16 protein-coding genes are annotated in these 22,692 nt (G+C 71.0%); 12 read left to right on the top strand and 4 right to left on the bottom strand.

Annotation, left to right across the window (positions count from 1 at the left end):
• Nucleotides 1-185 precede the first annotated feature (185 nt).
• From OG736_RS30700 to OG736_RS30665, 8 genes are all read left to right on the top strand, one after another.
• Nucleotides 186-3,956, top strand: coding sequence for a sensor histidine kinase (locus tag OG736_RS30700; RefSeq protein ID WP_327185250.1), 3,771 nt, complete (start codon nt 186-188; stop codon nt 3,954-3,956).
• A 9-nt stretch (nt 3,957-3,965) separates the two neighbouring features.
• Nucleotides 3,966-4,379: a roadblock/LC7 domain-containing protein gene (locus tag OG736_RS30695; protein WP_020128762.1), complete on the top strand. Its 414-nt coding sequence runs from the start codon at nt 3,966-3,968 to the stop codon at nt 4,377-4,379.
• A 112-nt stretch (nt 4,380-4,491) separates the two neighbouring features.
• A complete protein-coding gene (locus OG736_RS30690; protein ID WP_009190816.1) occupies nt 4,492-4,890 on the top strand; it encodes a DUF742 domain-containing protein in 399 nt (132 codons plus the stop codon).
• A complete protein-coding gene (locus OG736_RS30685) occupies nt 4,871-5,446 on the top strand; it encodes a GTP-binding protein (protein WP_054239771.1) in 576 nt (191 codons plus the stop codon). The genes OG736_RS30690 and OG736_RS30685 overlap by 20 nt, the downstream gene beginning before the upstream one ends.
• Before the next feature lie 376 nt (nt 5,447-5,822).
• A complete protein-coding gene (locus OG736_RS30680; protein ID WP_327185249.1) occupies nt 5,823-9,137 on the top strand; it encodes a sensor histidine kinase in 3,315 nt (1,104 codons plus the stop codon).
• Nucleotides 9,138-9,147: 10 nt separating this feature from the next.
• The gene (locus OG736_RS30675) at nt 9,148-9,561 is read left to right on the top strand and encodes a roadblock/LC7 domain-containing protein (RefSeq protein WP_037737006.1); all 414 of its coding nucleotides are present in this window, start codon (nt 9,148-9,150) and stop codon (nt 9,559-9,561) included.
• Nucleotides 9,562-9,656: 95 nt separating this feature from the next.
• A complete protein-coding gene (locus OG736_RS30670) occupies nt 9,657-10,244 on the top strand; it encodes a DUF742 domain-containing protein (RefSeq protein ID WP_028807404.1) in 588 nt (195 codons plus the stop codon).
• Nucleotides 10,225-10,806 (top strand): GTP-binding protein, encoded by a 582-nt coding sequence (locus OG736_RS30665; RefSeq protein ID WP_054239772.1) that lies wholly within the window; start codon nt 10,225-10,227, stop codon nt 10,804-10,806. The genes OG736_RS30670 and OG736_RS30665 overlap by 20 nt, the downstream gene beginning before the upstream one ends.
• A 219-nt stretch (nt 10,807-11,025) precedes the next feature.
• Here the strand turns inward: OG736_RS30665 and OG736_RS30660 are convergent, their stop codons facing one another.
• The gene (locus OG736_RS30660) at nt 11,026-11,217 is read right to left on the bottom strand and encodes an acyl-CoA carboxylase subunit epsilon (protein ID WP_020131456.1); all 192 of its coding nucleotides are present in this window, start codon (nt 11,215-11,217) and stop codon (nt 11,026-11,028) included.
• A gap of 67 nt (nt 11,218-11,284) precedes the next feature.
• Nucleotides 11,285-12,889 carry an acyl-CoA carboxylase subunit beta gene (locus tag OG736_RS30655; RefSeq protein ID WP_327185248.1) on the bottom strand — a complete coding sequence of 535 codons (1,605 nt, stop codon included), beginning with the start codon at nt 12,887-12,889 and terminating at the stop codon, nt 11,285-11,287.
• A 409-nt stretch (nt 12,890-13,298) separates the two neighbouring features.
• Between OG736_RS30655 and OG736_RS30650 the strand changes: the two genes are divergently transcribed.
• From OG736_RS30650 to OG736_RS30635, 4 genes are all read left to right on the top strand, one after another.
• Nucleotides 13,299-13,904, top strand: coding sequence for a YceI family protein (locus OG736_RS30650; protein WP_327185247.1), 606 nt, complete (start codon nt 13,299-13,301; stop codon nt 13,902-13,904).
• Between the two features lie 93 nt (nt 13,905-13,997).
• Nucleotides 13,998-14,636, top strand: coding sequence for a hypothetical protein (locus OG736_RS30645; protein ID WP_327185246.1), 639 nt, complete (start codon nt 13,998-14,000; stop codon nt 14,634-14,636).
• A 406-nt stretch (nt 14,637-15,042) separates the two neighbouring features.
• Nucleotides 15,043-15,828, top strand: coding sequence for a S1 family peptidase (locus tag OG736_RS30640; RefSeq protein ID WP_327185245.1), 786 nt, complete (start codon nt 15,043-15,045; stop codon nt 15,826-15,828).
• A gap of 109 nt (nt 15,829-15,937) precedes the next feature.
• Nucleotides 15,938-18,073, top strand: coding sequence for an ATP-binding protein (locus OG736_RS30635; RefSeq protein ID WP_327185244.1), 2,136 nt, complete (start codon nt 15,938-15,940; stop codon nt 18,071-18,073).
• Between the two features lie 22 nt (nt 18,074-18,095).
• Here OG736_RS30635 and OG736_RS30630 read toward each other — a convergent pair whose 3' ends face one another.
• A complete protein-coding gene (locus OG736_RS30630) occupies nt 18,096-19,463 on the bottom strand; it encodes a hypothetical protein (protein ID WP_327185243.1) in 1,368 nt (455 codons plus the stop codon).
• Between the two features lie 61 nt (nt 19,464-19,524).
• A complete protein-coding gene (locus OG736_RS30625; RefSeq protein WP_327185242.1) occupies nt 19,525-22,557 on the bottom strand; it encodes a glycoside hydrolase family 3 protein in 3,033 nt (1,010 codons plus the stop codon).
• Between the last annotated feature and the right edge of the window lie 135 nt (nt 22,558-22,692).

Here is a 22,692-nt window from a genome sequence, read left to right as displayed (position 1 = left end):
CGGACCGCCGCGGGATCGAGCCGGCGCACAGAGGGCGCTCAGCGCGCCCGGTGGCGGCGAGACAGGGGGAGCCAGCGCCGGTTACTCACGACCAATTGGGGGGCGTATTCAGGACGCCCCTCAACACGCCGACACCGTCCTTCCGTTCACGCGGAGGGACGCCTGGTCCAGAGGTTGCGACGCTAGTGCAGGGACGTTTCAAGAGGGATGGCAGCGCTTCGGCCGAGCCGGAGCCGCACGGCGGGACTGGCCCGATGGCAGTCGGCTCCTCGCCCCAGCACGCCCAGAACCCGGGCCCCAATCCGTCCGGCGACGGCGGTGAGCGCTCCGGGCGTCCCGGTGCGTCCGCGTCGCCGAGTTCTCCTCCCCCGGCTCCGACGAAGCCGCCGACCGGCCCCAGTGGCCCCGGCCCGCGGGTGGCGCTGCGCAACTGGCGCATCTCCACGCGTCTGGTGGCGCTGCTGACCCTGCCCGTGGTCGCGGCCACCTCGCTGGGCGCGCTGCGCATCAACCAGTCGATGGACGACATCCAGCAGCTCGACAACATGAAGCTGCTGACGGACATGACCAAGCAGGCCACCGACCTGGCCGACGCGCTCCAGGACGAGCGTGACCGCTCGGCCGGCCCGCTGGCGCACAACGGCAAGGCGACCGACCCCGGCATCAAGGGCCTGCGCGAGAAGACGGACCGGGCGCTGAGCGCCTTCCAGGACTCGTCGGAGGAGATCGACGGCGCCACCGCGGACGGCAACCTCCAGGGGGTCCGGGACAGCCTCGTCGGTCTGCTGAGCGACCTGGGCAACCTCGCCAAGGTCCGTTCGACGGCCTACGCGGAGAAGAACAACTCCACCCAGACGGTGGAGGCCTACCACCGCCTCATCACCAGCCTGCTCGACCTGTCCCAGGACATGGCGCAGGCCACGAGCAACCCGGAGATGATCCAGCGCACGCGTGCGCTGGCCGCCTTCTCCGCCGCCAAGGAGTACGCCTCCGTCCAGCGCGCCGTGCTCGCGGCCGCGCTGCCGGTGGGCAACACCGTCTACGGCGACCTCTCCGAGAACGACCGGCAGTACGCCGAGGCCGGACTCGAGAACCAGGAGTCCGAACTCGCGAGTTTCCGCAGCATCTACGGCGACGGCGGCGCCGAGGAGCTGCTGAAGCCGATCGAGCAGGGCAACCCGGTCATCGAGGACGCCGACACCTACGCCACCCGGGCGCTCAGCTCCTCCAGCGGCCTGGAGTCGCTGGACAAGCAGTCGTACCAGGACTGGCTCGACGCCAGCTCCACCAAGATCAAGCAGATGAACAACATCGAGCTCACGCTGCTCGAGAACATGGAGCAGAAGGCGCGTGAGCTGCGCGCCGAGTCGGAGCGCGAAGCGATCATCTCCGGTGCGCTCATCCTGCTCGTGCTCGGTGTCTCGCTGGTCGGCGCGTTCGTCGTCGCCCGGTCCATGATCCGTTCGCTGCGCCGCCTCCAGGAGACCGCCACCAAGGTCGCCCAGGACCGGCTGCCCGAGCTGGTCAAGCAGCTGTCCGAGTCCGACCCGCAGGACGTCGACACGTCCGTGGAGTCGGTCGGTGTGCACTCCCGGGACGAGATCGGCCAGGTGGCCGCGGCCTTCGACGACGTGCACCGCGAGGCGGTCCGCCTCGCCGCCGAGCAGGCCCTGCTGCGGGGCAACGTCAACGCGATGTTCACCAACCTCTCGCGCCGCTCCCAGGGCCTCATCCAGCGTCAGCTCTCGCTCATCTCCGAACTGGAGTCCCGCGAGGCCGACCCGGACCAGCTGTCCTCGCTCTTCAAGCTCGACCACCTCGCGACCCGCATGCGCCGTAACGGTGAGAACCTCCTCGTCCTCGCGGGTGAGGAGCCCGGCCGTCGCTGGACCCGTCCGGTCCCGCTGGTCGACGTGCTCCGCGCCGCCGCGTCCGAGGTGGAGCAGTACGAGCGCATCGAACTGGCCTCCGTGCCGACCACCGAAGTGGCCGGCCGGGTCGTCAACGACCTCGTGCACCTCCTCGCCGAGCTGCTGGAGAACGCCACGTCGTTCTCCTCCCCGCAGACCAAGGTCAAGGTCACCGGTCACGCGCTGCCCGACGGCCGCGTCCTGATCGAGATCCACGACACCGGTATCGGCCTCTCCCCCGAGGACCTCGCCGCGATCAACGAGCGGCTCGCCTCGCCGCCCACCGTGGACGTGTCGGTCTCCCGACGCATGGGTCTGTTCGTGGTCGGTCGGCTGTCCCAGCGGCACGGCATCCGCATCCAGCTGCGTCCCTCCGACTCCGGTGGCACGACCGCGCTGGTCATGCTGCCCGTGGACGTCGCCCAGGGCGGCAAGAAGCCTCAGCCCAAGCCCGGCCAGGGCAGCGTCGCGGGTGGTCCCGCCGCCGCGCAGGCCGCCGCGGGCGTCGCCGCCGCGCGTCGCCAGAACGGCTCGCAGAACGCTTCGCAGGGCGGTGCCCTCGGCTCCGCTCCCGGCGCCGGCGGCCGGCTCGCCGCCGGTCAGGGTCCCCGGGCCGCGCTGCCCGGCCGTGACGGCGGTGGCCGCCCCGGTGGTCAGCCGCCGCGCGGACCGCAGCAGCCTCCGGCCTCCCCCCAGCAGGGCCGACCGGCTCCGGCCGGTGCGGGTGCCGGCTTCGGCGGTCAGGCGCAGGGCACGCCGCAGGGTCTCCAGGCGGCCGGTACGGCCTCCCAGGGTGTGGACATGTTCGGCGGACGTCCGACCCAGCAGCGGGGCAACAAGGCCGATCAGGGCGGCCGCGGCCGCCAGCCGCAGCTGCCGCCGCGCGGTGGTCCGCGCGCCGAACTGCCGGGCGGCAACCCGCAGCCGCGGGTGACCAGCTGGGGCGACGAGAACGCCCAGCCGCCGGTCCCGCGCAGCCCGCTGGACGCCCCGCGCGGTCACGAGGAGCCGGACGTCGCCCAGACGTCGCGCATGCCCCGTATCGACGACCGGCAGGGTCCCGGCGCCACCGCCGAGATACCGGCGATCCCGCGCACCGACGACCGCCACAGCCCGGCGGGCCCCGCCGACTTCGGCCGTCCCGTCGCGAACGGTCTCCAGAGCACCGGCCAGTTCCCGGCCGTGGGCAACCCCCAGACGGGTCCGGGCGGACGGCAGGACACCGGCCAGTTCCAGCGTCCGGGCACGAACGGCCGGCCGGACCCGGCGCAGTTCCAGCGCCCCGGTACCAGCGGCCAGCAGGACGAGAACGGCTTCACCCGGTCCGACGTCTTCGGTGCCCCGGGCGGCCAGAACGGCTCGGCGGCTCCGAACCAGTTCGCTCCGCAGGCCTACGACAACGGCTCCACCGGCCAGTTCGCCGCACCCGGCTACGACGGCTCCTCGACCGGTCAGCACTCGCTGCCCGGCCGCCAGGACCCCTCGTCCACCGGCCAGTTCGCCGCTCCGCAGTCCGGCGGCTACGGCACCCCGGCGCAGCCGTCGGGCCCGCAGCGTCCCGTGGGTCGTCCGGAGCCGGAGGCACTGCCGCCGGCCTCGGGTCCCGGTGACGGGCGCACCCCGCTCTACGACACGCTGGAGACCAACTGGTTCCACGGTCAGCAGGCGGGCGGTGCGGCCCAGGCTCCGCAGCACCAGCAGCACCAGGAGCCGCAGGCTCCGGCTGCACCCCAGCGTCCCGCCGCCGCCAATGCCTCCTGGCGCACCTCGCCGAACGACGAACTCGTCCGGCAGGCCGAGCGGGTCAGGCAACCGGCCGCGGGCGGCGTCACCACGTCCGGCCTGCCGCGCCGGGTGCCCAGGGCGAACCTCGTCCCGGGCACGGCTCAGCAGCAACAGCACCAACCCGGTCCGCAGGTCTCGCGTGCGCCTGACGACGTACGCGGACGGCTGACCAATCTCCGTCGGGGCATCGCGCAGGGTCGTCAGGCCGGCAACGGTCAGACCGGCAGTTTCCCGAGCCCCACTCACCAGCAGGAGCGTTAGTTGAGTCAGATGAGCCAGGCGGCACAGAACCTGAACTGGTTGATCACCAACTTCGTGGACAACACCCCTGGGGTGTCCCACACCGTTGTCGTGTCCGCCGACGGGCTCCTGCTCGCGATGTCCGAGGGCTTCCCGCGCGACCGGGCCGACCAGCTGGCGGCCGTCGCGTCGGGGCTGACCTCGCTGACGGCCGGCGCCTCCCGGATCTTCGAAGGCGGCAGCGTCGCGCAGACCGTCGTCGAGATGGAACGAGGGTTCCTCTTCCTCATGTCCGTCTCGGACGGCTCGTCGCTCGCCGTTCTCGCGCACCCCGAGTGCGACATCGGCCTCGTCGGCTACGAGATGACGCTGCTTGTCGACCGAGCGGGCGCGGTCCTCACGCCCGACCTGCGCGCCGAACTCCAGGGCAGTCTGCTCCACTGACCCGCCCCAGCACTACCCACCTCACGAAATCACCGTCCGGCCGACACAATCCCCCCACCGGCCTCGACGGACGGCACGACTGACCGCGAATGCTGTCCCGCCCGGAGGATCCATGACCCCGCCCACCGCCCATCATGATCCGTACGCGGAGCCGTACGGGGATGAGGGCGACCAGCCGCTGGTGCGTCCGTACGCGATGACCGGCGGTCGGACGCGGCCGCGCTATCAGCTCGCCATCGAGGCGCTGATCAGCACCACGGCCGACCCGGCAGCGCTCATGGGGCTGCTCCCGGAGCACCAGCGCATCTGCCACCTGTGCCGCGAGGTGAAGTCGGTCGCGGAGGTCTCGGCTCTCCTGGCCATGCCGCTCGGGGTGGCGCGGATCCTGGTCGCGGACCTCGCCGAGGCCGGACTGGTGGCCATCCACCAGCCGGGCGGCGACGAGAACAACGGCGGCGCTCCGGACGTGACGCTGCTCGAAAGGGTGCTCAGTGGACTTCGCAAGCTCTGACGGGGGGCGGGCCACCACCTCCGCGAAGATCGTGGTGGCGGGAGGCTTCGGCGTGGGCAAGACCACGTTCGTGGGCGCCGTCTCCGAGATCAACCCGCTGCGCACGGAGGCCGTCATGACGTCCGCGAGCGCGGGCATCGACGACCTCACCCACACCGGGGACAAGACCACCACCACGGTCGCCATGGACTTCGGCCGTATCACGCTCGACCAGGACCTGATCCTGTACCTGTTCGGTACGCCCGGCCAGGACCGGTTCTGGTTCATGTGGGACGACCTGGTGCGCGGCGCGATCGGCGCCATCGTGCTCGTGGACACCCGCCGTCTCGCCGACTGCTTCCCCGCGGTCGACTACTTCGAGAACAGCGGCCTGCCGTTCGTCGTCGCCCTCAACGGCTTCGACGGCTCGCAGCCGTACCAGCCCGAAGAGGTGCGCGAGGCGCTCCAGATCGGACCGGACACCCCGATCATCACGACGGACGCCCGCCACCGCTCGGATGCCAAGAGCGCGCTGATCACGCTGGTCGAGCACGCGCTCATGGCGCGACTGCGGTAACTTTCAAGCACTCGGTGCCGTACGGCGGTTGTCGTAGACGCTCTGGAGCCGACTGTGGCCTTTGACACGGTCGGCTCCGGTGTTCATAACGTTTCGGCAGTGGAATCCACAGGTACCGACACGCGTCGCGGTCGCTTGGTCTCACTGCGCGCACGAAAGCCCCGCCTTTTGGCGGGGCTCGTTCTTTTTGACCGTTTTATCTGGGGCTTACATCACACCGAACCAGCGCTTTCCCATGTTTGGAAGAGCGCTGGTCGTCGTGCTGGAATGCCTGAACTGCCCAATAGTCAATGACGTACTCATGGTCGATGGCTGACCGGGCTCTGAGACACTGCGGCACGACGAAGGTGCCGACCGCCGAGAGGTTGTTGGTCGAGTGAGGCGAAGCAAGCAAAGTCCCGAGCCGGCGGCCCGGGGCAACTTCACCCCGCCGCCGCGCGGAGCGGCGCCCGCCCCTGTGCCCGGTTCGGAGCCGGCGTCCGCACCCGCGAAGAGCGGCGGCCGCCTCTCCCCGCGGAACTGGCGGGTGCCCACCCGGCTGAACGCGATCCTGCTCATACCCGTGGTCGTCGGCCTGGTCATGGGCGGCTTCCAGGTGAAGAACTCGATCGACACCTGGCAGGAAGCCCGCGACGCCGAGAAGACGGCGAAGATCGTGGCCGCCGCCGGCGAGTACGCCGAGGCCCTGCTCAACGAGCGGGACATCAGCGCCCAGCCGCTGCTCCAGTCCAAGAAGGACGACTCGAAGGTCAAGGCGGCCCGCGCCACCACCGACGCGAAGGCCACCGCCTTCCACGACGAGGTCGTCGGGATGCCGGACAAGGAAGGCCTCAAGCGCCGTCTGAAGCTGGTGGAGGCGGCCGAGCCGACTCTGACGAAGATTCGCGCCGCCGCCTACACCAAGGCCCTGGACCCGGTGAAGACCGAAGAGGGCTACGTCGCGGTCGAGCACCTGCTGATGGAGTTCTCCAACGAGCTCGGCCTCGGCACCGGCAACATCACGGCCTACGGCCGCACCGTCTACGCGGTCGCCCTGGCCAAGGGCGCCGAGTCCCTCCAGCGCGCCATCGGCATGCACCTGCTGGTCCGGCCCAGCCCCGACGAGACGGTCTTCCGGCAGCAGCTCACCGCCTTCACCTCGTACGCCTACCTCGAGGGCATCGCCCAGCAGGAGTACGTCTCCGGTGGCACCACCGAGGACGCCGCGCGGCTCACCGAGGTCATGAAGGAGAAGACCGAGGAGGGCGCGCAGCAGGCCGCCGACGCGAAGGCCAAGGCCGACGCCGCGGGCGAGGAGTTCACCGCTCCGCCGACCATGGACAAGATGATCCAGGCGATCGCCAGCGGGCAGGATCCGGCGAAGCTCGCCGAGCAGGGCGTCACCGCCAACGCCTGGATGACGGCCGCGACGCTGAAGTTCGAGGGTTACAGCCAGGTCGAGAGCGAACTCATCGACCGCGCGGTCACCGACGCCGGTCAGATCGCCTCCGACGCGCAGCGCGACGCCATCATCAACGGCGCCATCGTCATCATCGCCCTGCTCGCCGCGTTCATCGTCGCCAGTCTCATGGCCCGCCAGATGAGCCAGGCCATGCGCCAGCTGCGCAACGCCGCCTTCGGCATCGCCGAGCAGCGGCTGCCGATGCTGGTCGACCAGCTCTCGCGGACCGACCCGGGCCGGGTGGACACCCGTGTCCAGCCGATCCCCATCAACACCAGGGACGAGATCGGCGAGGTCGCCCGCGCCTTCGACCAGGTCCACCGCGAGGCCGTCCGACTGGCCGCCGAGCAGGCTCTGCTCCGGGGCAACATCAACGCGATCTTCACCAACCTCTCGCGCCGCAACCAGTCCCTGATCGAGGGCCAGCTGACCCTGATCACCGACCTGGAGAACAACGAGGCCGACCCGGACCAGCTGGAGAACCTCTTCCGCCTGGACCACCTCGCCACCCGTATGCGCCGCAACGGCGAGAACCTCCTGGTCCTCGCCGGCGAGGAGCCCGGCCGCCGCTGGGACCAGCCGGTCCCGCTGGTCGACGTGCTGCGCGCCGCCTCCTCCGAGGTGGAGCAGTACGAGCGCATCGAGCTGTCCGGCGTACCCGAGGCCGAGATCCACGGCCGTGCCGTGACCGACCTCGTGCACCTGCTCGCCGAGCTTCTGGAGAACGCGACCACGTTCTCCTCCCCGCAGACCAAGGTTCGCGTCACGGCCACCCGTCTCCCCGACGGCCGGGTCATGATCGAGATCCACGACAAGGGCATCGGCCTCACCGCCGAGGACTTCGCGGACATCAACCACAAGCTGGCCAACCCGCCGACGGTGGACGCCGCGATCTCGCAGCGCATGGGCCTGTTCGTGGTCGGCCGGCTGTCCGACCGGCACGGTATCCGCGTCCAGCTGCGCCCCTCGGGCGAGCAGGCCGGCACCACCTCGCTGGTCATGCTGCCGGACGCCATCACCCACGGTGGCGGTGGCGAGCAGCAGCAGCCGCGCGACGAGTTCACCGTCTCGCAGATCATCCCGGAGCAGAACTACGGCGGTGGCGGCGAGGACTTCAACAACGGTCTGCCGATGCGCACCGCCGCGGAGCTCGGCTTCGACGACAGCCAGTACGAGGTCCCCGACGACATCCGCGACCTGGACCCGGTGGGCCGCTCGCTGATGCGCGAGGAGCGCCGTGCGGCCCTGGAGACCCAGCCGGGTCAGCCGGGCCAGCCGACCGGGCAGCAGCAGTCCGCCGAGGGCTTCGACGCGCCCCGTCAGCAGCAGCAGTCGTACGACGCCGGGCAGAACGGCTACGACCCCGCCCAGCAGGGTGCCGGGGCCGGCTACGACAACGGTTCGACCGGGTACGCCGAGCAGCCAGCGGCGTTCGACCAGCAGACGTCGTACGAGGAGCAGCAGCGCCCGGCGTACGACGATCAGTACTTCGCGCCGAACGGTGGCATGCCGCAGGGCGAGTCGTTCTCCGGCAACGGCGGCCTTCCGCACAACGACGGCTTCGCGTCGAACGGCGGCTACCCGGACCCCGCTTATGCGGAGCCCGGCCGGGAGGAGCGTCCGGCGGCCCCCGCCGCCGCGTCCGAGGGCTTCCAGCCGTACCAGGAGCAGCAGTCCTACCAGGACGACTGGCCCCAGCAGAACGGCCACACGAACGGTTACCAGAACGGCTACCAGGACCAGTACGCTCCGGAACCGGAATCCACGCAGGCCGCTGACGCGGGTGAGCAGAACCGCGTAGGCTTCGACCGTCCGGGACCGTCCTCCTCCGCCTCCCACGCGCTGACCGACGCCGGTCTCCCCCGCCGCGGCTCCGCCGCAAGCGGTGCGAACGGCGCCCGGCCCGCGAAGCAGGAGCCGGCGCCCTCCCCCGCGGAGAGCAACGGCGGCGGCGACTCCTGGCGCTCGGCCAACGACGAGCGCTGGCAGCAGGCCTCCGCTCTGAAGAAGCCCAAGGCGGGCGGGGTCACCTCCTCCGGCCTGCCGCGGCGGGTGCCCAAGGCCAATCTGATCGAGGGCGCCGCCGAGACCACCCCCCAGGGAGGCCCTCAGGTCTCCCGCGCCCCGGAGGACGTCCGTGGCAGGTTGAGCAACCTGCGTCGGGGCGTCCAGCGCGGACGCAGCGCAGGCAGCAGTGAAACGAACGGCCAGGGCCTCGGTCCTGACAGCACCTACAACCAGGAGCGTTAGTGTGAGCCCGATGAGCCAGGCGGCACAGAACCTGAACTGGGTGATCACCAACTTCGTGGACAACACCCCGGGGGTGTCCCACACCGTGGTGGTCTCCGCCGACGGACTCCTTCTGGCGATGTCCGAAGGCTTCCCCCGCGACCGGGCCGACCAGCTCGCGGCCGTCGCCTCCGGTCTGACGTCCCTGACGGCAGGCGCCTCCCGGATCTTCGAGGGAGGCAGCGTGAACCAGACGGTTGTGGAGATGGAGCGGGGATTCCTCTTCCTCATGTCCATTTCCGACGGTTCCTCGCTCGCGGTTCTCGCGCATCCCGAGGCGGACATCGGCCTCATTGGGTACGAGATGGCCCTTCTGGTGGACCGAGCAGGTTCGGTCCTGACCCCTGACCTTCGTGCGGAGCTCCAAGGGAGCCTTCTCAACTAACAAACGAACGGTGCGTTTTGGCGTCCCGAGGCCGTAGGGTTTCGGGACGCGGCTTCCACGTGATGGGTGCCAGGCACATCGGAGGAGGAGAGAGAGTGGCAACACCCCCAGGCGGATCGAATTCGGGCAACTGGTCGTACGGCCCTGCCCAGGGCCAGGGCGACGGTTCCCAGAACCCGAACCGTTACAACTTCCCCTCCGCGCCCAGCCAGCAGCGGCCGTACACGCCCCAGGGTCCGCAGGGTCCCGGGCCGTCACCGTACGACCAGCCGTCGGCCCCGCGCATCCAGCCCGTGCAGCCGCACCGCCGCACCCCGGAGCCGGCGCCCGCAGGGGCGTCGAACAACCCGCTGGTGCGTCCGTACGCCATGACCGGTGGCCGGACCCGCCCGCGTTACCAGCTCGCCATCGAGGCGCTGGTGCACACCACTGCGCAGCCGCACCAGATGCAGGGCCAACTGCCCGAGCATCAGCGGATCTGCAACCTCTGCCGAGAGATCAAGTCGGTCGCCGAGATCTCGGCACTGCTGACCATCCCTCTCGGCGTGGCCAGGATCCTCGTCGCCGACTTGGCGGAGGCGGGACTGGTCGCCATCCATCAGCCCGGCGGCGACGAGAGCGCCGGCGGCCAGCCAGACGTGACACTGCTCGAAAGGGTGCTCAGTGGACTTCGCAAGCTCTAGCGGGGGTCCGTCCCGCTCCACCACTTCCGCGAAGATCGTGGTGGCGGGCGGCTTCGGCGTGGGCAAGACCACGTTCGTCGGGGCTGTCTCGGAGATCAACCCGCTGCGCACCGAGGCCGTCATGACGTCCGCGTCGGCGGGGATCGACGACCTCACCCACACCGGGGACAAGACGACCACCACGGTCGCCATGGACTTCGGCCGTATCACCCTGGACCAGGACCTGATCCTGTACCTGTTCGGTACGCCCGGCCAGGACCGGTTCTGGTTCATGTGGGACGACCTGGTGCGCGGCGCGATCGGCGCCATCGTGCTCGTGGACACCCGCCGTCTCGCCGACTGCTTCCCCGCGGTCGACTACTTCGAGAACAGCGGCCTGCCGTTCGTCGTCGCCCTCAACGGCTTCGACGGCTCGCAGCCGTACCAGCCGGACGAGGTCCGCGAGGCCCTGCAGATCGGTCCCGACACCCCGATCATCACGACGGACGCCCGCCACCGCGCGGACGCCAAGAGCGCGCTGATCACGCTCGTGGAGCACGCGTTGATGGCCCGCCTGCGCTAGGCCGACGGAGTGACAGGTGGGCGGCCTCTCCCGAGCCGGGAGGGGCCGCCCACCTGTTTACGCCGCGACGGCGGGACACGGAACGGCGATCACCTGCGGTGCCGGGCAGGCCGAGTCTCCGGCACCTGTACGAAGATCCCCGGCACACGCACGAAGAAGGGCCCCTCTCGGCAGAGGGGCCCTTCTTCGTGCGGTGAAGCGGCTGGAGCGGCGCGGCGCCTAGTGCCAGCTGTGCGGGGCGCGGAAGCCGCCCTCGCGCTCCAGGCGGCGCCAGCCGGCCTTGGGGCGGCCTCGGTGGGTCTCGGTGGGGGACGACTGGGCGGCCGCGCGGGCCAGGAGGATCGCCGTGATGGCGGCGACTTCCTCGGGCTCGGCGTGGCCCTTCTCGACGCGGATGTCGGGAGCGTTCATGGGTGCAAGTCTCCGTGGATGAGGTTTCCGCAGGGGATCCGGTGGGTTACCCGTGGGATCTGCCGGGTTACTGCGGGGGGTTGCCGTGCTTGCGCGAGGGCAGGTCCGCGTGCTTCGACTGGAGCATGGCCAGCGACCTGATGAGGACCTCACGGGTCTCGGCGGGGTCGATGACGTCGTCGACCAGTCCGCGTTCCGCCGCGTAGTACGGGTGCATCAGCTCGGACTTGTACTCCTTGACCATGCGGGCCCGCATGGCCTCGGGGTCCTCGGCCTCGGCGATCTGACGCCGGAAGATGACGTTGGCGGCACCTTCGGCGCCCATCACGGCGATCTCGTTCGTCGGCCAGGCGTAGGTGAGGTCGGCGCCGATGGACTGGCTGTCCATGACGATGTAGGCACCTCCGTAGGCCTTGCGCAGGATCAGGGAGATCCGCGGCACGGTCGCGTTGCAGTAGGCGTAGAGCAGCTTCGCTCCGTGCCGGATGATTCCGCCGTGCTCCTGGTCGACGCCCGGGAGGAATCCAGGGACGTCCAGGAAGGTGACGATCGGGATATTGAAAGCGTCACACATCTGGACAAAGCGCGCAGCTTTTTCCGACGCCTCGATGTCCAGGACACCGGCGAGGGCCTGCGGCTGGTTGGCCACGATGCCGACGACCTGGCCGTCGAGCCGGGCCAGCGCGCAGATGATGTTGCGGGCCCAGCGCTCGTGGATCTCCACGTACTCGCCGTCGTCGACGATCTCCTCGATGACCTTGGTCATGTCGTACGGACGGTTGCCGTCCGCCGGGACCAGGTCGAGCAGGACTTCGCCGCGGCGGTCGGCCGGGTCGGTGGACTCGGTGCGCGGGGGGTTCTCGCGGTTGTTCTGCGGGAGCAGCGAGAGGAGGTAGCGGACCTCCGCGATGCAGGTCTCCTCGTCGTCGTACGCGAAGTGGCACACGCCGGAGGTCTCGGCGTGCACGTCGGCGCCGCCCAGGCCGTTCTGGCTGATCTCCTCGCCGGTGACGGCCTTGACCACGTCCGGACCGGTGATGAACATCTGCGAGGTCTCGCGGACCATGAAGACGAAGTCGGTGAGGGCGGGGCTGTAGGCCGCGCCGCCCGCGCAGGGGCCCAGCATGACCGAGATCTGCGGGATCACCCCGCTCGCCCTGGTGTTGCGCTGGAAGATGCCGCCGTAGCCGGCGAGCGCGGAGACGCCCTCCTGGATACGGGCGCCGGCGCCGTCGTTGAGCGAGACCAGCGGGGCACCGGCCGCGATGGCCATGTCCATGATCTTGTGGATCTTCGAGGCGTGGGCCTCGCCCAGCGCGCCGCCGAAGATACGGAAGTCATGGGCGTAGACGAAGACCGTACGGCCCTCCACCGTTCCCCAGCCGGTGATCACACCGTCGGTGAACGGCTTCTTGGCCTCGAGGCCGAAACCGGTCGCCCGGTGCCGGCGCAGCTGCTCGACCTCCTGGAAGGACCCCGGGTCGAGGAGCAGCTCGATCCGCTCCCGGGCGGTCAGCTTGCCCTTGGCGTGCTGCGCCTGGGTCGCCTTCTCGCTCGGGCCGGCCAGCGCCTGGGCACGGATCTCGTGCAGCTCGGCCACGCGGCCGCGCGCATCCGTGGGTTCCGAAGGCTCTGCGATCGGCTCGCCCGTCGTCTCTTCCAAAACGGTCATGTAGTGACCTTACGAAGCCCACCAAGGAAAGAGGGACGTCGACTCCGTACAGTCTCCGGAGCGTTTTCCTGGTAGCCCTGAACAGAACCGGGCGGGCATGCAGCCGTTCCGACTGCTCAGAGGGGCCGGGGCTTGTAGGGGTCACACAAACCTCGGGGCTGAGACCCGCCTCACATTCCGGGCGTGCACATGCCCTCGCCGGAGTGAAACGGAGCGTCCGGACGGCGGTCCGCGACCGCCGGACTCCAGCGGGGCCGACGCCGAGGGACGCCGACACGAGCCGACGGACACCGGCAGACACTACCGGGGCGAAGATGTTGAACATTGAACGGAATAGGTCTACGGTCATCCGTGTTGACCTCGTTGAAGATTAAACATACTCGATCTTCTCGTCCCCAAGGAGCACGTCATGGGTATCTTCGGCCGCAAGAACACCGACGAGACCGTCACCGCCACCGCCACGGTGAGCCCCGAGCTCGCCGCCCTGACCGGCGACTACTCGATCGACCCCGCCCACTCGACGCTCGGCTTCGTCGCGCGCCACGCGATGGTCACGAACGTCAAGGGCAAGTTCAACGACTTCACCGGCTCGCTCCACCTGGACGGCACCGACCCGTCGAAGTCCAGCGCCACCATCGACGTCACGATGGACAGCATCGACACCGGGTCCGCCGACCGCGACGGCCACCTCAAGACCGCCGACTTCTTCAAGACCGACGAGTTCCCGACGATGACCTTCCGCGCCACCTCGGCCGAGGCGCTGGGCGGCGACGACTACCGGATCACCGGCGACCTGACCATCCTCGGCGTCACCAAGCCGCTCAGCATCGACCTGGAGTTCAACGGCGCCGCCAAGGACCCGTTCGGCAACGAGCGCGTCGGCTTCGAGGGCAAGGCCGAGATCCTTCGCTCGGCGTGGGGCCTGACCTGGAACGCGGCGCTGGAGACGGGCGGCGTTCTGGTCTCGGACAAGATCAAGCTGAACTTCGACATCTCGGCGATCAAGAACGCGTAAGCGCTCGGCTGAATACGGTGGAAATCGGCGAATAGGGGTCGGAAGCGAAGAGCTCCCGGCCCCTTTCCCCGTTCCCTGTCACAGTCGCGAGGCATGAGCACCAGGACCGGACCCCAGCACTACCCCGGCGCGAACCGCGACCACTGGTACCAGGACGACTTCGGCGGTGACCGCATGGAGGTCAACGTCGTCGTCCTGCACACCACCGAAGGGCGTTCGCTGCCCGACTACCAGGGCGGCTCCGCCGCGCCCAACCTGACGGCCGTGCCGGACTTCGCCGCCAGGAAGCTGAAGTGGTACCAGCACTTCGAGATCGACGTCTCCTCGCGCGCGCTGGTCAACAAGCGCGGCGGCGTCGAGACGAACACGCTGAACGTCTGCCAGGCGGAACTCGTCGGCACCTGCGACCCCGAAATGCACGCCAAGTGGAAGGCCCGCGGCCAGGCCCACGTCTACTGGCCGAAGGCACCGGAGTGGGCATTGCGCGCCGTCGCCGAATACCTGGCGTGGATGCACATCCACCACCATGTCCCCCTGCGCGGACCGGCGCTCTGGCCCGCGTACCCGAAGTCCGCCGGGAACGGGGGCGGTCAGCGGATGAGCGGGGAGCGGTGGAACGCGTTCAAGGGGGTGTGCGGGCACATGCACGTGCCGGAGAACGCGCACGGGGACCCGGGGGCGCTCGACTTCGAGGGACTGCTCGACTTCGCCAAGGCGGCGGTCCAGGACTGAGAACGGCCGGGACGTACTGGCGGCCGGCCGCGCCCCGGCGAGCGTGGCCGCCAGTCACGGACGGGCGGAGCCGCCGGTGGAGCGGCGAGGCCGCGCGGCGGCCGGTGGGGCGGCGCGGCGGCCGGTGGGGCGGCGCGGCGGCCGGTGGGGCGGCGCGGCGGCCGGTGGGGCGGCGCGGCGGCCGGTGGGGCGGCGCGGCGGCCGGTGGGGCGGCGCGGCGGCCGGTGGGCGGATGTGGCTGAATCAGCCCCCTTGTGTGAGGGCTTGCGGGGTTCCCATAATCCAGCAACAGATTTGACCTGACCATGCCAGCGCATGGACGTTTCTTTGCGGTGCACAGCTTCGCGGTGCGCAGTTCGTGTTGACATGCTCTCGTCAAAGCCAACCCCCCACGGAAGGCAGCACCTTGAAGAAACTCCTCACAGCGCTCAAGAGATTCGCAGCCGTCGGCGCGGCAGCCCTCGCGATCGCCAGCCTTCAGCCCCTCTCGTCCGCACAGGCCGCCCCCGCCCCCGTCGTCGGCGGAACCCGGGCCACGCAGGGCGAGTTCCCCTTCATGGTCCGGCTCTCCATGGGCTGCGGCGGGGCTCTCTACACCCAGCAGATCGTGCTCACCGCCGCGCACTGCGTCAGCGGGACCGGCGCCAACACCAGCATCACCGCCACCGCCGGCGTCGTGGACCTCCAGTCCACCACCGGCCGGGTCCAGGTGAAGTCGACCTACGTGTACCGGGCCCCCGGCTACAACGGCAACGGCAAGGACTGGGCGCTCATCAAGCTCGCCTCGCCCATCACCACCCAGTCCACCCTGAAGATCGCCACCACCACGCAGTACAACACCGGCACCTTCACCATCGCCGGCTGGGGCTCGGCCTCCGAGGGCGGCGCCCAGCAGCGCTACCTCCTCAAGGCCACCGTGCCGTTCGTGAGTGACGCGACCTGTCGCGCGTACAGCGGCTACAGCGGTCTCGTCGCCAGTGACGAGATCTGCGCCGGATACGCGGCCGGCGGCACCGACACCTGCCAGGGCGACTCGGGCGGCCCGATGTTCCGCCGGGACGCCAACAACGCCTGGATCCAGGTCGGCATCGTGAGCTGGGGCATCGGCTGCGCCCGGGCCAACGCCCCCGGCGTGTACTCCGAGGTCTCCACCTTCGCTTCGGCCATCGCCTCGGCGGCGGCCTCGCTCTGACGCACACCCCCCGTCGCACGACCACGGGCCCGGCACCGCTGCGTGCCGGGCCCGTGGCGTGTGCGGTACCGTCCTGAACCGTCAAGTCGCGCCACGGACACGGGGGTTGATGCAGGGCGTGCTGAGCGGTGATCACGTCGGGTTCAGCGGGGGGACCTACTACGGCCCCGTCACCGGCATGGCGGAACACCACCACCAGGGCCCCGCCCCCACGGCGACCGCCGCACTGCCCGTCCGGCCGGCCGCCTTCACCGGGCGCGACGCCGCCGTCGAGCAGCTGCTGGCCGCGCTCGGTCCCGGTACGGGCCCGGACGGAGAACCGGTACTGATCTCCGCCGTCGCCGGTCTGGGCGGCATCGGCAAGACGGCCCTCGCGGTGCACACGGCCCATGCCGCCCGCGAGCGTGGCTGGTTCCCGGGCGGCGCGCTCTTCGTCGATCTGCGCGGATACGACAGCAACCGGACGACCGCGGACCAGGCCGTGCTGTCGCTGCTGCGGGCCCTCGGCGTACGGGACGCGGACGTGCCCGCCACACCCGCCGACCAGTACGCGCTGTACCGCTCGCAGCTAGCCGGGCGGGAGCCGGTGCTCGTCGTCCTCGACAACGTCTCCGACCCGGCCCAGGTCGAACCCCTCCTGCCGGGCGAGGGCCGGCACCGTGTCCTGCTGACCTCGCGCGACACCCTGGACTGGCTGCCCACACGGCTGGTCCGGCTCGACGAGCTGGCACCCGACGCGGCCGTCGCCCTGGTCGAGCGGCTGCTGCGGAACACCGACCCGGCCGACGACCGGGCCGCCCGCGAGCCCGACGCCCTGCGTGAGCTCTGCGCGCTCTGCGGCCATCTGCCGCTCGCCCTGCTGGTCACGACGGCCCAGCTGCGCCGCCGTCGACGCCGTCCCGTGTCGGCGCTGGTCGAGGAGTTGCGGGAGGCCCAGGACCTGCTGGGCACCCTCAGTCACGGCACCGGCGGCGCACGCGATCTGCGCTCGGTGTTCGACGTCAGCTGTGCCCGGCTGGGCCCGGACCAGCGCCGGCTGTTCCGGCTGCTGGGGCAGGCGCCGGTGAACGACGTGAGCACACGGACCGCCGCCGTGCTGGCGGACCTCACCGAGTCCGCCGTACTGAGACTGCTGGAGGACCTGGACTCCGCCTCGCTCGTCACACCGTCCGCGGACGGCACCCGGTGGCGGATGCACGATCTGGTGCGGGCCCATGCCCTCGGCATCGGCCGGGGCGACCTCCCGACGGAACGGGACAACGACGTCGCACGCGCCCGCCTGCTCGCCCACTACGCCCGCCACGCCCGAGCCGCCGACGTCCGATGGCGCGCGAGCCGGTCCGCGATGCCGGACGGGGATCTGTTCGACGGCCGCGAGGCGGCGCTGGCCTGGCTGGACGCCGAGCGGGCGGGGCTCGTGGGCGCCACCGCCTGGACGGACCGGCCCGGCTGCGCGGAGCATGTCGTGGCGGTGGGCCTGAGCCTGTCCGGCTACCTCCAGCAGCGCCGGTACCTCGGCGACGCGGCGGCGGTGACACGGGCCGCCCGGGAGGCCGCCGTACGGTGCGGGGACCGGATGCACGAGGGATCGGCGCTGACCCACCACGCCAACGCGCTGATGAAGCTGGACCGACGTACCGAGGCGATCGTCGCGTCCCAGCAGGCACTCGCGATCTACACGGAGCTGCGCGTCCCGCACGGCGTGGCCACCGCCTCGTGCGCCGTCGGCAACGCCCTGTACGACCTCCGCCGGTTCGTCGAGGCGCTCACCGCCTTCACCGGCGCCCGGCGCGTCTTCGCGGAGCTCGGCGACCAAGACGGCGTCGCGAACACCTGGAACGGCGAGGGCCTGGTGCTGGCCGCGCTCGGCCGCCACCGCGATGCCAAGAAGGCCTTTCTCCAGGCCCGTTCGATCTACGCCGACCAGGGCAACCCCCTGTGGGAGGGCATCACCTGGCACAATCTCGCCACCGCGCTGGGAGACCTGGGCCAGGTCGGCGCCGCGCTGACCGCCTTCCGACGGGCCGCGGCCCTGCTCGTCGAGGTGGACGACTGGTACCGCGTCGCGGAGACACACCTGAACATCGCCACGCTTCTGGCCGCCGTCGGGCGGGACGGCGACGCCGCGGCCGCGTGGACGGCTGCCGCCGGCGCCTACGAACGGGCGGGCGCCCCTGACGCCGCCGCCGACTGCCGCCGCAGGGCAGCCGGCAAGGCCGGTCGGCACGACGACTCGCGCAGCTGAACCAGCGGCACCGGACCGGGCCTCAGAACCCGCCGCCGAAGTCGCCCCCGCCGCCTCCGCCGAAGTCTCCTCCCCCGCCGCCCCCGAAGCCGCCGAAGTCACCGGTGTCGAAGTCCGCGCCGGAGACGTCGCCTCCGTCGTACCCCCCGCCGAAGTCTCCGTAGCCGCTGCCGTAGTCGGAGGCGTAGGACGGGGCGGCCATGATGCCGCCGAGCATCGTGCCGACGAGGAGGCCGGGCAGGATGCCGCCGCCGAAGTAGCCGCCCGCCCAGGGGCCGTAGGCGGGGCCCGCCTCCCAGTACGGGCGGCGGCCGTAGTCGCTGTCCACCTCGCGGATCACCGGGTCGCGGCCGTCGGCCAGCCGGGTCGCGTCCGCTGCGCAGACCGGGACCTCGCGGGTGGCCCCGCCGGGCGGCGTCCAGGTGGCGTCGGCGACCGAGGGGCCGTGGCGGGGGTCGAAGAAGCACGGCGGCCGGCGTTCGGGCAGCGGCTGTCCGGTACGGCGGGCGGCCAGTCGGGCGAGGGAGAAGCGGCCGTCCTCCAGCGCCTGGGTGACGGGGCGGACGTCCTCGGGTCTCGTCGCCGCCGCCATGAACGACTTCGCCTGCTCATAGGCGTCCAGGGCGCGTTCGTAGTCGGCGCGCATGGGGTCGTCGGCGCCCGGCTCCGACGGACGGAAGTCCAGCCGGTCGAGCTCCTCGCCGAAGGCCGTGATGTCCTCGTCCACGACGACCCGCAACCGGTCGAGGGCGGCCCGCCGGTCCGCCGCGTGGCGTCGGCGGTTGCGCCGCACGAGGGTGTAGGCGCCCGCCCCGCCCGCGGCCAGCACCACGCCCGCCGTGATCAGCGCGGTGGAGGAGATCCCGTCACCGCCGTCCGAGGAGCTCCAGCTCTCAGGGGCCGAGCCGCCCATGTTCGCCAGGGCACGGTCGGTGAAGTCGGTCAGCTGGGTCTTGGCGTCGTCCTCACCCTGGACACTGGCGACCAGGTTGCGGACGGCCGTGCGGGACAGGACCGAGGAGTCGGCGCGGGCGTCGAAGCGGTCACCGAGGCGGATCGCGTACAGGCCGGTCACGCCGGTGGCGGTGCGCAGGTCCATGAAGAGGTCCGCCGTGGGGTAGCCGGCGGGCAGGACGGCGATGAACAGGGGCTTGTCGGCGCTCTCGATCTGCTTCTGGAGGGCGTGCGCCTCCGCCTGGGACAGCTGGGCGCTCGCCTCCGGATCGACATAGAGCGGCCCTTCGCGCAGGGACGCGGCGATCACCGAGACGCTCGTGGCCGCGGAGGCGCGTGGGGCGCCCGCCGTCAGGACCGCCAGAGCGGTCAGGACGGCGAGCGCCAGTGCGATCAGCGGTCCGGCAACGCTTCGGGTCGATAGAGCGACCTTCATACTTCGAAGCTACCCGAAAGCCATCGAAAGCGGTCCTTTCGGGCGGCCGGGAACGCGGTAGCTAGGCCGCCGCCCGGTACGCCGCCGTCAGCTGCTCCACCGCCCTTCCGTACCGGCCGGTCAGCAGCAGGTGGTCCGCGTCGGCGAAGGGCTTCGCGACCGCAGCCGTCACGGCCTGGCCCACCTTCTGCTGGACGAGGAGCCGGGCCTTCCCTACCAGCGCCCGGCCCACCTCGTCGGTGCCGGCCCGTTCGGCCACCGCGGCCGCGGCCCCCAGCCCCTTCAGGGTCGTCAGGCCGCCCTCCGGCACTCGGCTCAGCGTCGTCAGACCCCAGCCGTAGGGGAACTGTGGGTCGTACGCCGCGTCGCCGACGTTGATCGGCAGCTGGGCCTGGGCCTTCGGCCAGGTCACCGGAAGCTGTCCGGTGAAGGGCCGCCTGCCGTACAGGACGTCGGCCACGCCGTCGCCCTCCGTGCCCGGCAGCCAGGAGGCGACCAGCGCGTCGATGTCACCGAGCCGGTCGCCGATCAGCTGGGGCCGCCCGGACACGATCAGCACCGCGCACCTCATCGCGGCGCACACCTTGTCCACGGCCGCCCGGTCGGCGGCCGTCAGTTCCAGGTCGTTGCCGTTGCCGACGTCGCCGACGCCCTCGGCGTACGGGGTCTCGCCGACGACCACGACGCCGACGTCGTACCCGTCCGTCGACACGGAGGCGTCCCGGGAGTAGGTGACGTCGCCGCCGGCCTTCCGCATCCCGTCCAGGATCGTCGTGCCCTGGGTGATGTCGCCGGAGGCGCCCTGCCAGGTGATGGTCCAGCCGCCGGTCTGGTTGCCGATGTCGTCGGCGTTGGAGCCGGCGACGTACACCTTCTGGTTCTTCCTCAGCGGCAGGACCCCACCGGAGTTCTTCAGCAGCACCTGCGACTCGGCGGCCGCCCGGCGCGCGACGGCCCGGTGCCCGGCGGAGCCGATGGCGGACGCGCCGTCGGTGTCGGCGTACGGCTTCTCGAAGAGGCCGAGCCTGAACTTCTGCGTGAGGATGCGCGACACGGCGTCGTCGATCCGCCGCTCGCCGATCCGGCCGGCCTCGACCTCGTCGTGCAGCGTGGCGTGGAAGTCCTTGTACGCGTACGGGACCATGATCATGTCGAGGCCCGCGTTGACCGAGGTTCGGACGTCGGAGGCGTAGTCGCCCGGGAGCTGGTCGATGGCCGCCCAGTCGCTGATGACGAACCCGTCGAAGCCCATACGGTCCTTCAGCACGCCGTTCAGCAGGTCGGCGCGGGCGTGCATCTTCACCGGCCCCTGGCCGTCGCCCGCGATGTCGAGCGAGGAGTAGGACGGCATGACGGTGCCGACCCCGCGGTCCACGGCCGTCCGGAAGGGCGCCAGGTGCACGGCCTCGAGTTCCTTCCGGGTGACTTTGGTGATGCCCTGGTCGACGGTGTACGTGCCGGTCGTGGACGAGCCGTACGCGGTGCCGCCGTCCCCGACGAAGTGCTTGGCGGTGGCGAGGACCTTGTCGTCGTCCTTCAGGTCCGCGCCGCTCGCCCGGCCCTGGAGACCCTGGATCACCGTCTCCATGGCCTGGACCAGCGCCGGGTCCTCGCCGTACGCCTCGTAGGAGCGGCCCCAGCGTTCGTCGCGGGTGACGCACAGGCAGGGGGCGAAGTCCCAGGGGATCCCGGTGGCCCGGACCTCGGCGGCGGTCACCGCGCCGGTCCGCTCGGCGAGCCCCGGGTTCCTGGTCGCCCCGATGCCGATGTTGTGCGGCATGACGGTCGCGCCGACCAGGTTGTTGTGGCCGTGCACGGCGTCGACGCCGTAGATCAGCGGGATCTGGTAGCGGGTTGCCTGCGTCCGGAGCTGGAAGGCGTCGATCATCTTCGCCCACGCCTCGGGGGTGTTGGGCGTCGGAGTCGAGCCGCCGCCGGAGAGCAGCGAGCCGAGGTCGTACGCGGCGATGTCACCGGGAGCGGTGATCGCGCCGCGCTCCGCCTGGGTCATCTGGCCGGCCTTCTCCGCGAGGCTCATCCGCGACAGGAGATCGGCGACCCGCTTCTTCACCGGCAACTTGGGGTTCAGATACGGCAGTCCGTGCGCGTCGACCACGACCTGCGGGTTCTCGGACGGCGGCTTGGCGCCGGTGACGGTCAGCCGGAGCGGGACGGTCTCGGCGGACTCGGCCTTCTTGTCCTCGATCGTGCGGACGGCGACCGTGCGGGTGGCGCCGGAGGGGGTGCCCGCCGGGAAGGTGACGGTGCCGGTGACCGGGGTGTAGTCCTTGCCGGGCTCGGCGGTGCCGGTCGCGGCGGTCTCGTAGGCGACGGTGACGGGGTCGTCGAGGGGAGCGGCGCCGGTGGTGGCGACGGTGAGCCGGACGGCGGCCGCTCGGCCCTCCCGGACCGGGTACACGGCCGCGTCAGTGGTGACGGCGGCGCGCAGCGACTGGTCGGCCCGGCCGTACAGCTCCACGCCGTCCATGGCGAAGTCGCCCTTGACGCCGACGGGGAGGGTGAGGGCGTATCCCCACGTCTCGGTGAGGCCGAGGACCTGGTCGATGCCGCCGACGGGCTGGTAGTCCGTGCGATAGGTGAAGTCGGTGAAGGGAATCTCGACCTGTTTCCAGCCGGTCCAGTCGTCGGTGAAGGAGGTCGTCCAGAGCTCGGACGCCTCTCCGTTCGCCCCGCCGTCCTTGATCTCGAAGGCGATCTTCCTGCCGTTGTCCCGGCCCTCCCACCAGAACCGGACGCCCCGGTGGGCGGACCAGTCGTGGGCGGGCTCGGCGAAGGCGAAGTCGTGGGTGAAGCCGCCGTAGCCGCTGATGTCGTAGCTGCCGGTGAGGACCTTGTCGCCCTCGGGGGCGTCCGCACGGGCCGTCAGCCCGAGGGCGGGCGGGTCGTCGGTGTCGCCGCCCCAGGTGAAGAGGCCCTCGGCGGGCGGGCTCGCGAAGGGGATCTCCCCCTCGAAGCGGTCGACCGGGACGGGTGCGGGGTCGGGGTCGTCGGCGCCGGACGCGCCGGCGGCGGTGGTCATCGGGAGCAGTGCGGCCAGCAGGGTGGCGGAGGCGAGCAGGGCGGTTCTTCGCATGCAACGTCCCTCTACTCTCGTGGTCCACTCATGACTTAGATCACGCCGTGAGTTAACTGGTGGGCCGTTGCGCCGTCAAGACTTCACACCGGAACTGGTACGGCCGCAACACCCGTCCGGATCAGGGACGTTGTT

The sequence above is a fragment of the Streptomyces sp. NBC_01334 genome (assembly GCF_035983595.1).
In the GTDB taxonomy this organism is placed as follows: Bacteria; Actinomycetota; Actinomycetes; order Streptomycetales; family Streptomycetaceae; genus Streptomyces; species Streptomyces coriariae.
The sequence above is the reverse complement of the archived record's forward strand: the minus strand, read 5'-3'. Positions and strand labels throughout refer to the sequence as shown.

Bases quoted from the DNA above. Each gene is read 5' to 3' on its own strand.
- OG736_RS30695 (WP_020128762.1), top strand. From the start codon at position 3,966: ATGAGCCAGGCGGCACAGAACCTGAACTGGTTGATCACCAACTTCGTG.
- OG736_RS30690 (WP_009190816.1), top strand. From the start codon at position 4,492: ATGACCCCGCCCACCGCCCATCATGATCCGTACGCGGAGCCGTACGGG.
- OG736_RS30675 (WP_037737006.1), top strand. From the start codon at position 9,148: ATGAGCCAGGCGGCACAGAACCTGAACTGGGTGATCACCAACTTCGTG.
- OG736_RS30660 (WP_020131456.1), bottom strand. From the start codon at position 11,217: ATGAACGCTCCCGACATCCGCGTCGAGAAGGGCCACGCCGAGCCCGAG.
- OG736_RS30655 (WP_327185248.1), bottom strand. From the start codon at position 12,889: ATGACCGTTTTGGAAGAGACGACGGGCGAGCCGATCGCAGAGCCTTCG.
- OG736_RS30650 (WP_327185247.1), top strand. From the start codon at position 13,299: ATGGGTATCTTCGGCCGCAAGAACACCGACGAGACCGTCACCGCCACC.
- OG736_RS30645 (WP_327185246.1), top strand. From the start codon at position 13,998: ATGAGCACCAGGACCGGACCCCAGCACTACCCCGGCGCGAACCGCGAC.
- OG736_RS30635 (WP_327185244.1), top strand. From the start codon at position 15,938: ATGCAGGGCGTGCTGAGCGGTGATCACGTCGGGTTCAGCGGGGGGACC.
- OG736_RS30630 (WP_327185243.1), bottom strand. From the start codon at position 19,463: ATGAAGGTCGCTCTATCGACCCGAAGCGTTGCCGGACCGCTGATCGCA.
- OG736_RS30625 (WP_327185242.1), bottom strand. From the start codon at position 22,557: ATGCGAAGAACCGCCCTGCTCGCCTCCGCCACCCTGCTGGCCGCACTG.